Origin of the sequence: Streptomyces cylindrosporus (assembly GCF_022698165.1) — a bacterium.
GTDB classification, from domain to species: domain Bacteria; phylum Actinomycetota; class Actinomycetes; order Streptomycetales; family Streptomycetaceae; genus Streptomyces; species Streptomyces cylindrosporus.
Genome location: NZ_JALDAY010000011.1, coordinates 1 through 14267, shown reverse-complemented (window position 1 = coordinate 14267; position 14267 = coordinate 1). Strand labels below are relative to the sequence as shown.

Genomic DNA, 14267 nt, shown 5'->3' with positions numbered 1-14267 from the left:
CCGGACGGAGGGGAAGCGCGGCTCTCGGCTTGGGGAGGGGAGTCGTCAGTACGACGAGCCCGACGCGCCCAGCGACCCGGTCGGGTGCCAGACCGTCTTCGTCTCCAGGAACGCCGTCATGCGGTCGATGCCGGGCGTCGCGGCCCAGTCGTCCACAGGCTGTGGACGCAGGACGCGCTTGAGGTTGTCGGCCGCCGCGATCTCCAGCTCCTTCGCCAGTACGTCGTCCGCGCCCGCGAGGTCGATCGCGTTGACGTCCTGGTGCGCGGCGAGCGGCGCCGCGATCTCCGCCGTACGGCCGGAGAGGACGTTGACCACGCCGCCGGGCACGTCGGAGGTGGCGAGCACCTCGCCCAACGACAGTGCCGGGAGCGGGGACTTCTCGCTCGCGATCACGATCGCCGTGTTGCCGGTCGCGATCACCGGCGCGAGCACCGAGACCAGGCCCAGGAACGACGACTCCTGCGGGGCCAGGATCGCCACCACACCCGTCGGTTCGGGCGAGGAGAGGTTGAAGTACGGGCCCGCGACCGGGTTTCCGCCCCCGACCACCTGGGCGATCTTGTCGGTCCAGCCCGCGTACCAGACCCAGCGGTCGACCGCCGCGTCCACGACCGCGGCCGCCTTGGACTTGCCGAGCCCCTCGGCGTCGGACACCTCGCGGACGAACTGCTCCCGCCGGCCCTCCAGCATCTCCGCGACCCGGTACAGGACCTGCCCGCGGTTGTAGGCGGTGGCCCCCGCCCAGCCGCCGAAGGCCTTGCGGGCGGCGACGACCGCGTCCCGGGCGTCCTTACGGCTGGACTGCGGTGCGTTGGCCAGCCACTTGCCCTTTGCGTCGGTCACCTCGTACACCCGGCCGCTCTCGGAACGCGGGAACTTCCCGCCGACGTACAGCTTGTAGGTCTTGAAGACAGACAGGCGATCAGACATCGAGGTATGCCTCCAGGCCGTGGCGGCCGCCCTCGCGGCCGAAGCCCGACTCCTTGTAGCCGCCGAAGGGCGAGGTCGGGTCGAACTTGTTGAACGTGTTGGACCAGACGACGCCCGCGCGGAGCTTGTTCGCGACGGCCAGGATCCTCGATCCCTTCTCGGTCCAGATGCCCGCCGACAGGCCGTACGGCGTGTTGTTGGCCTTGGCGACGGCCTCGTCCGGCGTGCGGAAGGTGAGGACCGACAGGACCGGGCCGAAGATCTCGTCCCGGGCGATCCGGTGCGCCTGGGTGACGTTGGTGAAGAGCGTCGGCGCGAACCAGTAGCCGGAGGTCGGGATCTCGCAGGCCGGCGACCAGCGCTCGGCGCCCTCGGCCTCGCCCTGCTCGACGAGCGTGGTGATACGGGCCAGCTGCTCCTCGGAGTTGATCGCGCCGATGTCCGTGTTCTTGTCCAGCGGGTCGCCCAGCCGGAGCGTGGAGAGCCTGCGCTTGAGGGAGTCCAGCAGCTCGTCCTGGATCGACTCCTGGACCAGCAGGCGGCTGCCCGCGCAGCAGACCTGGCCCTGGTTGAAGAAGATCCCGTTGACGATCCCCTCCACCGCCTGGTCGATCGGGGCGTCGTCGAAGACGATGTTGGCGCCCTTGCCGCCCAGTTCGAGGGTGAGCTTCTTGCGGGTGCCCGCGACCGTCTTCGCGATCTCCTTGCCGACGGCCGTGGAGCCGGTGAAGGCGACCTTGTTCACGTCCGGGTGCGCGACGAGCGCGGCGCCCGTGTCGCCGTAACCGGGAAGGATGTTGACGACGCCCTTGGGCAGGCCCGCCTGGCGGCAGATGTCCGCGAAGAACAACGCCGACAGCGGGGTGGTCTCCGCGGGCTTCAGGACGACCGTGTTGCCGGTCGCGAGCGCCGGGGCGATCTTCCACGCCAGCATCAGCAGCGGGAAGTTCCAGGGGATGACCTGGCCGGCCACGCCCAGGGGCCTCGGGTTCGTCCCGTACCCGGCGTGCTCCAGCTTGTCGGCCCAGCCCGCGTAGTAGAAGAAGTGCGCGGCGACCAGGGGGAGGTCGGCGTCGCGGGTCTCCTTGATGGGCTTGCCGTTGTCCAGGGTCTCCAGGACGGCCAGTTCACGGCTGCGCTCCTGGATGATCCGCGCGATGCGGAACAGGTACTTGGCGCGCTCGGAGCCCGGCAGCGCGGACCACTTCTCGAAGGCCTTGCGGGCGGCCTTCACCGCGCGGTCGACGTCCTCGGCACCGGCCTGCGCGATCTCGGAGAGAACCTCCTCGGTCGCGGGGGAGACCGTCTTGAAGACCTTGCCGTCCGCCGCCTCCGTGAACTCGCCGTCGATGAACAGGCCGTAGGAGGGGGCGATGTCGACGACGGAACGGGACTCGGGTGCGGGTGCGTACTCAAAAACCATGATCGATCAGTCCACCGTCACGTAGTCGGGGCCGGAGTAGCGGCCGGTGGCCAGCTTCTGGCGCTGCATCAGCAGATCGTTCAGAAGCGAGGAGGCGCCGAAGCGGAACCAGTGGTTGTCCAGCCAGTCCTCGCCCGCGGTCTCGTTGACCAGAACCAGAAACTTGATCGCGTCCTTGGACGTCCTGATCCCGCCGGCGGGCTTCACGCCCACCTGTACCCCGGTCTGGGCGCGGAAGTCGCGCACCGCCTCCAGCATCAGCAGGGTGTTCGCGGGCGTCGCGTTCACCGCCACCTTGCCGGTGGACGTCTTGATGAAGTCGGCGCCCGCCAGCATGCCGAGCCAGCTCGCCCGCCGGATGTTGTCGTACGTCGACAGCTCACCGGTCTCGAAGATGACCTTGAGCCGGGCCGACGCCCCGCAGGCCTCCTTCACGGCGGTGATCTCGTCGTACACCTTCAGGTAGTTCCCCGCCAGGAAGGCCCCGCGGTCGATGACCATGTCGATCTCGTCGGCGCCCGCGGCGACGGCTTCCCGCACGTCGGCCAGCTTCACGGACAGGGCCGCGCGGCCCGCCGGGAAGGCGGTGGCGACGGAGGCGACCTTCACGGTCGACCCGGCGACGGCCTCCTTGGCGGTGGCCACCATGTCCGGGTAGACGCAGACGGCCGCGGTCGCCGGGGTCGTGCGGTCGGTCGGGTCGGGGTGGACCGCCTTGGCGCCGAGCGCCCGGACCTTGCCCGGGGTGTCCGCGCCTTCCAGCGTCGTCAGGTCGACCATCGAGATGGCGAGGTCGATGGCGTACGCCTTCGCGGTGGTCTTGATGGAACGGGTGCCGAGCGAGGCGGCACGCGCCTCCAGTCCGACCGCGTCGACGCCGGGCAGCCCGTGAAGGAAACGGCGCAGCGTGCTGCCGGACGCGGTGACGTCAGCAAGTGCGTGGGGTGCAGTGGTGGGCATGGTCACCAGACGAGCATATCTACGCGCGTAGCGGCTGTACAGCCCGGTGGGTCTCTTGGATATGCGGTTCCTCTCGGCGCAGGGAAGGTGAGCGCCCCCAAAGGGGCGCGGGGAACTGCGCGACCAGCCACACACAACGCGCACTCGCACACGTACACACGCCCCCGCGGCGATTAGGCGAACCTCTAAGGCACAATCGCCCACATGACGACCCAGCAAAGCGACCGCACCTACCGCTCCAGCGCCGGCATCATCGGCGGAGCCGTACTGCTGGCCATCGCCGCCTGGCTGGGCATCGACGCACTCGTCACCGGCCACGGCCGCACCCCGTGGTTCGCCCTGGCCGGCCTGATCCTCGCCGTCCCCCTGATCGTCGCCTTCACCCTCCGCCCCGCCGTCCACACCAACGACGAACGCCTCCGCATCCGCAACCCCTTCCGGGTGATCGTCCTGCCGTGGACCGAGATCGCCACCCTGCGATCGGCGTACTCGAACGAGGTCGTCGCCAAGTCCGGCACCAAGTACCAGCTGTGGGCCCTCCCGGTCTCCCTGCGCGCCCGCAAGAAGGCCGCCCGGCGCGCCACCCGCAGGGCCGCGCAGGCGAGCGGCCAGGTACGCCCCGGCATCGGCGGGATCGGCGGCTTCACCGCCACCCGGCAGTTCCCCGAGGGCGCCGACCGCGCCGAGTCCGACCGTGCCATGGACGACCTGCGCGAGCTCCTTGAGGCCCGCGGCGAGAAGGAGAGCGCCCAGGGCGAGATCACCGTCCGCTGGGCGTACGAGGTCGTGGGCCCGGCGCTCGCGGGCGCTGTCGTACTGGCGATCCTCTTCGCCGTCGGCTGACGACCGCCCTCCACGCCCGCACCGGTACTGCCCCGACCTGGAACTTCACAGGTTTCCCGGGCATGCTCTGCGCCACGTCACACCTCGGGCCACGACGGCCGCCCCCCACCCGGACGGAACCGAGGACCGCTGCCACCTCGGTGGTCCCGACCGGCTGGGAATCCATGAGTCCGACGAATACGCCGAATACGCCGAATACGCCGAATACGACGCCCCGGCGGCCCTCGCGGCTGCCCGTCTCTGCGCTGCCCGACGGCTGCCTGCCCTGGGACAGCACGCAGACGCTCCGCTGGACGCGCGCGCTCGCACCCCGTTGGGTCCCGGTGCGGGTGCCCCGCCGGCTCGTCCTCGCGTTCGCCGTCCTCGCCCTGCTCGGCGGCTGCGGGCTCGCAGTCGGCGGCACGGCGGCCCCGGCCGTCGCCGCGGTCCTCGCCCTGCAGCTGCTGTGGCTGCTGGTGCGGCCCGAGGTCGTCCGGTTCACCGCCGTACTGCAGATCGCCCTGGTCGTCTGGCTGCCGCCGGACCCGGCCCGGCTGCTGGAGCCCGCCGGCGTGCTGCTGGCGGGTGCCTTCGCCTGGGCGGCCCACGTGCGGCTGCGGGCCCGGGAGCGGCAGCGGGACGAGGCGCTCGCGGCGGTCGGCGGCGTCACGGCCGTACTCCCGGACGCGAAGCGCCCGCTTCGGCGGGGGAAGCTGTTCGGCCGGCTCGGGCTGGTGCTCCTCGCCGCCGGGGCCGCGCTGACCGCCGCAGCGCCGCTGGCCGCCGCCGCGGACGACCGGCGGGCGGGGGCGGTCGCGGGCCTCTTCCTCGCCGGGGTCGGCCTCACCGTGTCGTTCTCCGGGTTCCTGGGACGCCGTAGGGCCGCGGCGCTGCGGTCGGCGCCCGCGCCGGTGCTCAAGGTGCTGGTGCGGGAAGGGAACTCCGTGGACACCGAGGTGTTCGCCTCCGACGACCTGGGGGCGCTGCGGCCGCTGTTCACGGTCGCCGTGACGAAGGTGGACGACGACCCCGACGCGGAACATGAGCAGCCCGGGTCCCTCCGTGAGGCGGTTCTCTACGGCGCCCCCTACGAGGGCGCCGAGGTGCTGATCGTCAGCGCCGCCGAGGGGCCGGGCGCGCCGCCCGTGGTGGAGCGGTCGATCGGGCCCGTACGGCCCGTGTCGGACGGGCGGGTGCGGTTCGGGCTCCGGTTGGAGAAGCAGAAGGCGAAGCTCGACGCGGTGTACGAGGAGCTGAGCCGGTCGGCGGAGCAGGCCGTGGCCGGGGATCCGTACCGGCTCGGCGGCAAGGGCGTACTGCGCTGGCGGGCCGGCTGGCCCGACTGGCTGACCGGGGCGTCGGCCCTGGTGTGGGCCGTGCACTTCTCGGTCTGGGGCGAGACCGGGGTGTTCCGGTACGTCGTCGGCGGTGCCGTGGGTGTCGTGGTCGCGTTGGTGGCACCGCGCTGGTTGGCGTGGCGCGTCACGGCCGACGAGGAGGGGCTGTGGTTCAACGGGTTCCGGCGTGCCCAGCACGTCGCCTGGGACCACATACGGGTCGTCCGGTGCAAGGGGAGCGAGCTGAAGATCGACAGTCACCGGGCGTCGTTCGACGAGTTCTCGGTCTTCGGTTTCCGCTGGCCGTGGCTGGAGCGGAAGCTGGGGATGGTCCACCCCTACGAGCGCGTTGCCGCCGAGATCGACGCGATGTGGCGCGATCCTTCGCTACGGCCGCTCGGCGCCGCCGGCGAGCGGGAGCGCGGGCGGCTGCTGTGGCCGGCGGGCGTCCTCGTCCTCCTGGCCTGGCTGGCGCTGCTGCTGTACGGGCCGTGAGCGCGGTAGGTGCCCTGACTGCTGTGCGGGGTCGGCTCCGCCGGGGACGGCACCCGGCCGCTCTGGGACCGTGCACCCGGCAGCGATACGGCGGCGGAGCACCCCATCGGGTGATTTGCCGAGGACTGCTGACGCAGGCTGTACGGCCCGCCAGGGAGCCCGGGAAACGGTGGCAGACAAACGCACCGCCGATTTGCCGCATGCTCCCCGGCAGCCCGCCCCGGCCGCGTCCGCCCCATGCTGAACAGGCGGTACGCAGGCCGGACACTGGCTTCAGATGCCCGCCGCCGCCGACAGGTCGCGCTTGATCGCGGTGAGGAGGCCGGTCGCGGTGGCGTGGGCCGTGGGGAGGTCGGCGTGCGTCGGGACGGGGACCACCACCTCCAGGTAGCACTTGAGCTTTGGTTCCGTGCCGCTCGGGCGGACGATCACCCGGGCGCCGTCGAGGGTGTAGCGCAGGCCGTCCGTGGGCGGGAGCTTGTCCGTGCCCCGGGTGAGGTCCTCCGCGTTGGTGATCGGCAGGCCCGCGAGGTGGGTGGGCGGGTGTTCGCGGAGTTGGTTCATGGCCTGGGCGATGATCCCCAAGTCCTCCACGCGGACCGAGAGTTGGTCGGTGGCGTGCAGGCCGTGCTCGACCGCGAGGTCGTCCAGGAGGTCGAGGAGGGTGCGGTTCTCCTCCTTCAGGGTGGACGCCAGTTCCGTGATCAGGAGGGCGGCTGTGATGCCGTCCTTGTCCCTTACACCGTCCGGGTCCACGCAGTAGCCGAGGGCCTCCTCGTAGCCGTAGCGCAGGCCGTCCACGCGGGCGATCCACTTGAAGCCGGTGAGGGTCTCCTCGTAGGGGAGGCCCGCCTTCTCGGCGATACGGCCGAGGAGGGACGAGGAGACGATCGACTCCGCGAAGGTGCCCTGCGCTCCGCGGGCCACCAGGTGGGCGGCGAGCAGTGCGCCGACCTCGTCGCCGCGGAGCATGCGCCAGTCGTCGTCCGCCCTGACCGCCACGGCGCAGCGGTCCGCGTCCGGGTCGTTCGCGATGATCAGGTCCGGGTCCGTCTCGCGGGCCTTGGCGAAGGCCAGGTCCATGGCGCCGGGCTCTTCCGGGTTGGGGAAGGCGACGGTCGGGAAGTCCGGGTCGGGGTCGGCCTGATCGGTGACCAGGGCGGGGGTCGGGAAGCCCGCGCGGGCGAAGGCCGCGAGGAGGACGTCCTTGCCCACTCCGTGCATCGCCGTGTAGACCGTGCGGGCCGTGCGGGGGGAGTGCGGCGCGAGTACGGCGTCCGTGCGGACCAGGTAGGCGTCGAGGACGGAGTCGTCGAGGGTCTCCCAGCCGGTGTCGGGGCGGGGGACGTCGTGGAGGGACGTGATCGCCTGGATTTCGGCTGCGATCTCCGCGTCCGCGGGGGGCACGATCTGGGAGCCGTCGCCGAGGTAGACCTTGTAGCCGTTGTCGCGGGGCGGGTTGTGGCTGGCGGTGACCTCCACGCCGGCCACCGCGCCGAGGTGCCTTATGGCGTACGCGAGGACCGGGGTGGGGAGGGGGCGGGGGAGTACGGCGGCCCGGAGGCCGGCGCCGGTCATCACGGCCGCGGTGTCGCGGGCGAAGTCGGCGGACTTGTGGCGGGCGTCGTAGCCGACGACGACCAGGCCGCCGGTCTGGCCCTTGGCGTTGAGGTACGCGGCGAGGCCGGCCGCGGCGCGGATGACGACGGAGCGGTTCATGCGCATGGGGCCGGCGCCGAGTTCGCCCCGGAGGCCCGCGGTGCCGAACTGGAGCGTGCCGGCGAAGCGGTCGGCGAGCTCGGTGACATCGCCGGCCTCGATGAGCTTGGCGAGTTCGTCGCGGGTGTCCGCGTCGGGGTCCTCGGCGAGCCAGGTCCTGGCGCGGGCGATGAGATCGTCGTGCACGGTCGGTCTCCAAGATCTCGGGTGCGTGGTGGGGATGCCTGCGGCGCCGCTGCGGCTTCGGTGGGGGTGCGCGTAGCGCCGCCGGTTCGGTTGTGGGTCGGGGCGGAATCGGTCGACCGAGAAGGTGACGGCGGCTGCAGCGCCCCAAAGGGGCGCGGGGCTGTATCGATTTGCGGCTCCGCCGCGTGGGCGCGACCAGCCCCTACGGACCCGCAGTCGCCCTGTGACCGATCCTGGCACCCCCTCCTGCGACGATCAGATCCTGCCCAGTACCTGCGCCAGCAGCGCCCCCATCCGCGTCGCCGAGTCACGCCCCGCCTGCAGAACCTCCTCGTGGTTCAGCGGCTCACCGGTCATGCCCGCGGCGAGGTTGGTCACCAGGGAGATGCCGAGCACCTCCGCGCCCGCCTCGCGCGCGGCGATCGCTTCCAGCACTGTCGACATGCCCACCAGGTCCGCACCGATCACACGGGCCATGCGGATCTCGGCCGGCGTCTCGTAGTGCGGGCCGGGGAACTGCGCGTACACGCCCTCTTCGAGCGTGGGGTCGATCTCCTTGCACAGCGCGCGCAGGCGCGGCGAGTACAGGTCGGTGAGGTCGACGAAGTTGGCGCCGACGATGGGGGAGGTCGCCGTCAGGTTGATGTGGTCGCTGATGAGGACCGGCTGGCCGGGGCGCATGCCCTCGCGCAGGCCGCCGCAGCCGTTGGTGAGGACCACTGTCTTGCAGCCGGCGGCCACGGCCGTGCGGACGCCGTGGGCGACGGCGGCCACGCCGCGGCCCTCGTAGTAGTGGGTGCGGCCGAGGAAGACGAGCGCGCGCTTCTGGCCGATCCTGTACGAGCGGATCTTGCCGCCGTGCCCCTCGACCGCAGGCGGCGGGAAGCCCGGCAGCTCGGTGACCTGGAACTCGGCATCGGGGCTGCCGAGCGCGTCGACGGCCGGGCCCCAGCCGGAGCCCATCACGAGGGCGACGTCGTGGGTCTCGGCGCCGGTCAGTTCGCGCAGGCGCGCGGCGGCGGCGTCGGCGGCGGCGTGGGGGTCGCCCTGGATGTCGTCCGGAAGAAGAGATGCGTTCACGCGGTCGAGGGTAGCCGGTCAGGGCCTACGCGCGTAGATGACAGAGCTCACGGGATGGCGATCGTTGTCTTGTCGTTTCCAACGAAAGATGGGGAGGAAGGGGACCTTTGTGGCGTCTGTGGGTTCGGTGTGGGTCCGCTGTGGCATCAGCAGGGGCGTTTCCGTAGCTCCATCACGTAGTCGTGCGGGGCTCCCGCGGACTCCGCCGCGTCGGCGATCTCGCCCAGGTAGCGGGCCGACGGGAGGCCGCCCTCGTAGCCGTTGAGGACGTACACCCACGCCTGCTCCTCGCCCTCCAGGGTGTGCACGCGGACCCTGGCGCGGCGGTAGATGTCCAGGCCCACGCCCTCCCAGCGGTCCATCGACTCCTCGTCCGGCGGGGCGATGTCGTACAGCGACACGAAGACCTGGGAGAGCGGGTCCTCGACGATCGTCGCCAGGGCGCCCTCCCAGCCCATGTGCTCGCCGCCGAAGGTCAGCCGCCATCCGTTCAGCCAGCCCGTGGCACGCATGGGCGAGTGCGGAGCGCGGCGGGTCATCAGCCGCGCGTCGAGATTGCCGGCGTACGCGGCGTAGAGCGACATGGGTCGAGGGTACGGCAGTGGCAACAGGGGACTCACAGGGATCAGGCGCCCCTTGCCGACCCGTTGCCCCGCCCCCGGGCGGTAGCACCTTGAAGCGTGCGGGACAATGGGGTACGTGACTCGGATCGTGATCATCGGTGGCGGACCCGGCGGATACGAGGCGGCCCTGGTGGCCGCCCAGCTCGGCGCGGAGGTGACCGTCGTCGACTGCGACGGTCTGGGCGGGGCGTCGGTGCTCACCGACTGCGTGCCGTCGAAGACCCTTATCGCAACGGCTGAGGTCATGACGACCTTCGACTCGTCCTACGAGGAACTGGGGATCATCGTCGCCGATGACACTCCGCCTCTGGAGCAGGCGGCGCGGGTGGTGGGGGTCGACCTGGGGAAGGTCAACCGGCGTGTGAAGCGGCTTGCGCTTGCCCAGTCGCACGACATTACCGCCTCGGTGACGCGTGCGGGTGCGCGGGTCATGCGCGGGCGCGGGCGGCTCGAAGGCATGCAGGGGCTCGACGGGTCCCGGAAGGTCGTGGTGAGCGCCGCGGACGGGAGCGAGGAGACGCTCACCGCCGACGCCGTGCTCATCGCCACCGGCGGGCATCCCCGTGAGGTGCCCGACGCGCAGCCCGACGGCGAGCGGATCCTGAACTGGACCCAGGTCTACGACCTCACCGAGCTGCCGGAAGAGCTGATCGTGGTCGGGTCAGGTGTCACCGGTGCCGAGTTCGCCGGCGCCTATCAGGCGCTCGGGTCGAAGGTCACCCTCGTCTCGTCCCGGGACCGGGTGCTGCCGGGGGAGGACCCGGACGCCGCCGCGGTTCTCGAGGACGTCTTCCGGCGCCGGGGGATGAACGTCATGGCCCGGTCCCGGGCCGCCGCCGCCAAGCGCGTCGGCGACCGGGTCGAGGTGACCCTGTCGGACGGGCGGGTCATCAGCGGGTCGCACTGCCTCATGGCCGTCGGCGCCATCCCCAACAGCGCGGGGATGGGGCTGGAGGAGGCGGGGGTGCGGCTGCGCGAGTCCGGGCACATCTGGACCGACAAGGTGAGCAGGACCACCGCTCCGGGCGTGTACGCCGCCGGTGACGTGACCGGGGTCTTCGCGCTCGCCTCGGTCGCCGCCATGCAGGGCCGTATCGCCATGTACCACTTCCTCGGTGACGCGGTGGCTCCGCTGAACCTGAAGACCGTGTCCTCGAACGTGTTCACCGATCCCGAGATCGCGACCGTCGGGTACACGCAGGCCGACGTCGACGCGGGGAAGATCGACGCCCGGGTGGTGAAGCTGCCGCTGCTGCGCAACCCGCGCGCCAAGATGCAGGGCATCCGGGACGGCTTCGTGAAGCTCTTCTGCCGGCCGGGAACGGGCATTGTCGTGGGCGGTGTGGTCGTCTCGCCGCGTGCCTCGGAACTGATCCATCCGATCTCGATCGCCGTCGACAACAATCTGACGGTCGAACAGATCGCGAACGCGTTCACCGTGTATCCCTCCCTTTCGGGGTCGATCGCGGAGGTCGCGCGGCAGCTGCACACCCGTAAGACGGGCGGGGACGTCTGACGGCCGAAACCGATTCCCCGCTGGTCACGGGGAGTTGTCGAGCATGCGTACGGCATAGTCGGGGCGGGTAGGCCCTATACCACTTCCCGCCCTTGTGTGCGAACAACTTCGTTTATTCGGCGCATACTGCTGAAAGCAGACGGTCGTTGGGGTTACTGTCAGTTTCGTGTTCGCTGCAGAACGTCGCCAATTGATCCTCGAAATGGTGCGAGCCAATGGGGCTGTATCGCTCCGTGAGCTCGCCCGCGTCGTCCAGACCTCCGAAGTGACCGTACGGCGGGACGTGCGCGCGCTGGAGGCAGAAGGACTCCTCGACCGCCGGCACGGCGGTGCGGTACTGCCGGGCGGTTTCACGCGGGAGTCCGGCTTTCCGCAGAAGTCACATCTCGCGACCGCCGAGAAGACGGCCATCGCCGACCTTGCCGCGGGCTTCGTGGAAGAGGGCGAGGCCATCGTCGTGGGGGCGGGGACCACCACACAGGAGCTGGCCCGCCGGCTCGCCCGGGTCCCCGGGCTGACCGTCGTCACCAACTCCCTTCTGGTGGCACAGGCGTTGGCCCATGCCAACCGGGTCGAGGTCGTGATGACCGGCGGAACCCTGCGCGGCTCCAACTACGCCCTGGTGGGCAGCGGGGCCGAGCAGTCCCTGCAGGGGCTGCGGGTCTCCAGGGCCTTCCTGTCCGGGAGCGGGCTCACCGCCGAACGCGGGCTGTCCACCTCCAACATGCTCTCCGCGTCCGTCGACCGGGCGCTGGTGCAGGCCGCCGCGGAGGTCGTCGTCCTCGCCGACCACACCAAGCTCGGTACGGACACCATGTTCCAGACCGTGCCCACGGATGTGATCACGCGGCTGGTGACCGACGAGCCGCCAGGGCATGACGACCGCGCCGCCACCGAGCTCCAGGCCCTCGCCGACCAGGGTGTGCAGATCGCCGTCGCCGGAGGTTCGGGGGGCTCGGGTACGGGCGGTGATTCCGTCCCCCCGCGTCAACCGCGCCGGGACGTGGCTCTGCCGGGGCCTCGACGCGGACAGGTGCCCGGGGCGGGACCGGGACTGCGGGCCGCGACGGTGCTCGGTGAGACCGGGCCGGGGGCCGAGCAGCGGGCGCGGGTTGCTGATCTGCGGCGACGCTAGGCGCTCCGCTGGGTGGGCGGCGACGGCTCGTGGGTCGGGTGCGGCGCCGTCGTGGCTGGTTGCGCAGTTCCCCGCGCCCCTTGGGTTGGCTGCTCCTCAAGTCGCCTTCAAGCCCCGCAGCGTCAAGTGGAGCAAGCGGTCGGCCAGTTGGGGGTCTGTTGGGGACTCCTCCGCGGCCAGGGCGATCGCGTGGGTCAGTTGGAGGAGGTCCGTGATCGCCACGTCCTTCCGCACCCTGCCCGCCTCCTGAGCCCGTCTGAGCAGGGCCTCGCCCGCCTCGCGGATGGGCGCGCTGCACCGGGACAGCGGTGAGGTCCGGTCCGACGTCACCGCCATCAGGGCCCGGGACAGACCCCGGTACTCCCCGGCCTGGGCGACCATCTCGCCCAGCCAGGTCACCAGGGCCGTACACGGCTCGGGCGCGTGCCGCAGCTCCTGCGCGCGGGTCAGCAGATCGTTCACCGCGTCCTCGAAGACCGCGCTGAGCAGGGCGTGCCGGTTGGGGAAATGGCGGTACAGGGTGCCGATGCCCACGCCCGCCCGGCGCGCCACGTCCTCCAGGGAGGCGTCCGTGCCGTGCGTCGCGAAGGCCGCGCGGGCCTCGGCGAGCAGCCGCTCGTAGTTGCGGCGGGCGTCGGCACGCATGGCGCGCGGAGGCTCAGGGGTCACCGTCGTGCCCCGGTCCTCCCGGGCCTCGGACGAGGTTGCGCCCACCATGCCTCCCACCTGCTCCCTCTGTGCGCCGTTCGTGCTTCAAGGATGCCATCGAGCACACGCACACGGGCTCCCCGCGCCCCGCGGAAGCCGTACCTTCTTCTCAGGCGGGAGCAGCGCCGGGGGAATGCGATGGACATCAGCGGTGTGGACGCGCGTCGCGTGCTGACGCTCGTACGAGAGCTAGAAGAGGCGGACTCCGTCCGCGAGTTGCAGGAACGGGCCCTGCCCGGATTACTGGGGCTGATCGCGGCCGACGCCGCTCAGTGCTACCGCCTCTCGGTGGACGGGGTGGGCCTGACCACCCTGTCACTGCCTCAGGAATCCTTCCACGCGGACCCGATGGTCATCTACGACCATCCGCTCGACCACCCGCTGACCGAGGTGATGCTTCAGACGCCGACCTCGGAGGCATGGCGGGTGAGCGATGTCGCCGGGGACCGGCAGTGGCAGCGCACCCACTGCTACAACCTGGACTTCCGGCCCTTCGGCATGCGCCGCCACCTGGTCGCCTCCGCCGGCTCGGACATGACCGTCGTGGAGGGATACGCGCTCACCCGCTCGGGCACCGAGTTCAGCGAACGGGACCGGGACCTCTTCGGCTTCGCCCAGCTCCAACTCTCCGTCGCCGAGCGGACCTTGCGGGAGCGCGAGCAACTGCGGCTGCTGTCCGCCCTCGCCCTGGAACTCGCGGGCGGACAGGAGAAAGGCGTCGTCTCCTTCGACGGACAAGGCCGGCCCTACGCCCTCAACGCCGTCGCCGCGGGCCTGCTGGCCGTCGTACAGGACGATCCCCGGCTGTCCCGCGGGGAGTCGTTCACCGCGCGGGACATCGAGGTGCGGTACGTCCCGGCCGCCACGCCCGGACTGCCCGCCATGCTGCTCCTGCGGGACCTCGCCCGGGCGCGGGCCGTCGCACGGGTGCTGGGGGTCACCGAGCAGGAGCACCGCACACTTCTCCACCTCCACCAGGGGCATACGGCGACCGAGGCGGCCCGCCGGATGCGGCTCGCGCCCGCCACCGTGCGCGGCTACATCGCCTCCCTTCACCGCAAGCTGGAGGCGGGACACACGGCCGCGCTGCTGAGGAGGGGACGGGATCTCGGGCTGATCGGTGACTGAGCCGGCGTGGCGTCATGTCGCGATACGTCAGATTGACGGCTGGTGGTCCGTGGTGGGTGCCGTTTCACTGGGATCAGCGGGGGCTCGCTGTCGTCGGCGCCCCCGCCTTCGACCACCGTCGCGGGGGACGGGGAGAAAGACGAGGCGCCCGTTGGACCGACTGCTCCGGTCCGGCGGGCGCCTCGTCGAGGTGCGGGTGGCT

At 71.4% G+C, this 14267-nt stretch carries 12 protein-coding genes; 5 read left to right on the top strand and 7 right to left on the bottom strand.

The window, feature by feature from the left end; genetic code table 11:
* Window positions 1-45: 45 nt before the first annotated feature.
* From MQP27_RS33050 to deoC, 3 genes are read right to left on the bottom strand one after another with little or no spacing between them, the layout of a single operon-like run.
* A complete protein-coding gene (locus MQP27_RS33050) occupies window positions 46-933 on the bottom strand; it encodes an aldehyde dehydrogenase family protein (protein ID WP_242771390.1) in 888 nt (295 codons plus the stop codon).
* Window positions 926-2356, bottom strand: a complete 1431-nt coding sequence (locus MQP27_RS33045) for an aldehyde dehydrogenase family protein (protein WP_242771374.1) — start codon at window positions 2354-2356, stop codon at window positions 926-928. Before MQP27_RS33045 ends, MQP27_RS33050 begins: the two co-directional genes overlap by 8 nt.
* Window positions 2357-2362: 6 nt before the next feature.
* A complete protein-coding gene (deoC, locus tag MQP27_RS33040; protein ID WP_242772756.1) occupies window positions 2363-3316 on the bottom strand; it encodes a deoxyribose-phosphate aldolase in 954 nt (317 codons plus the stop codon).
* A gap of 204 nt (window positions 3317-3520) precedes the next feature.
* On the opposite strand from deoC, the gene MQP27_RS33035 reads away from it, so the two are divergent.
* On the top strand, window positions 3521-4159 hold the full coding sequence (locus tag MQP27_RS33035) for a PH domain-containing protein (protein WP_242771371.1): 639 nt from the start codon (window positions 3521-3523) through the stop codon (window positions 4157-4159).
* A gap of 164 nt (window positions 4160-4323) precedes the next feature.
* Entirely contained in the window at window positions 4324-5970 is a 1647-nt protein-coding gene (locus MQP27_RS33030; protein WP_242771368.1) for a hypothetical protein, read from the top strand.
* A 273-nt stretch (window positions 5971-6243) separates the two neighbouring features.
* Here MQP27_RS33030 and MQP27_RS33025 read toward each other — a convergent pair whose 3' ends face one another.
* From MQP27_RS33025 to MQP27_RS33015, 3 genes are all read right to left on the bottom strand, one after another.
* On the bottom strand, window positions 6244-7875 hold the full coding sequence (locus MQP27_RS33025) for a phospho-sugar mutase (RefSeq protein ID WP_242771352.1): 1632 nt from the start codon (window positions 7873-7875) through the stop codon (window positions 6244-6246).
* 255 nt (window positions 7876-8130) lie between these two features.
* Window positions 8131-8955, bottom strand: a complete 825-nt coding sequence (locus MQP27_RS33020; RefSeq protein ID WP_242771349.1) for a purine-nucleoside phosphorylase — start codon at window positions 8953-8955, stop codon at window positions 8131-8133.
* 146 nt (window positions 8956-9101) lie between these two features.
* The gene (locus MQP27_RS33015; RefSeq protein WP_242771318.1) at window positions 9102-9539 is read right to left on the bottom strand and encodes a gamma-glutamylcyclotransferase family protein; all 438 of its coding nucleotides are present in this window, start codon (window positions 9537-9539) and stop codon (window positions 9102-9104) included.
* 106 nt (window positions 9540-9645) lie between these two features.
* Here MQP27_RS33015 and MQP27_RS33010 point away from each other — a divergent pair, with 106 nt between their 5' ends.
* Window positions 9646-11094: an NAD(P)H-quinone dehydrogenase gene (locus MQP27_RS33010; RefSeq protein ID WP_242771315.1), complete on the top strand. Its 1449-nt coding sequence runs from the start codon at window positions 9646-9648 to the stop codon at window positions 11092-11094.
* 166 nt (window positions 11095-11260) lie between these two features.
* Complete coding sequence (locus MQP27_RS33005) at window positions 11261-12229, top strand: DeoR/GlpR family DNA-binding transcription regulator (protein WP_308290026.1); 969 nt, start codon at window positions 11261-11263, stop codon at window positions 12227-12229.
* Between the two features lie 96 nt (window positions 12230-12325).
* Here the strand turns inward: MQP27_RS33005 and MQP27_RS33000 are convergent, their stop codons facing one another.
* On the bottom strand, window positions 12326-12874 hold the full coding sequence (locus MQP27_RS33000; protein ID WP_242772754.1) for a TetR/AcrR family transcriptional regulator: 549 nt from the start codon (window positions 12872-12874) through the stop codon (window positions 12326-12328).
* Between the two features lie 201 nt (window positions 12875-13075).
* Between MQP27_RS33000 and MQP27_RS32995 the strand changes: the two genes are divergently transcribed.
* Window positions 13076-14065 (top strand): response regulator transcription factor, encoded by a 990-nt coding sequence (locus tag MQP27_RS32995; RefSeq protein WP_242771311.1) that lies wholly within the window; start codon window positions 13076-13078, stop codon window positions 14063-14065.
* Window positions 14066-14267: the final 202 nt, after the last annotated feature.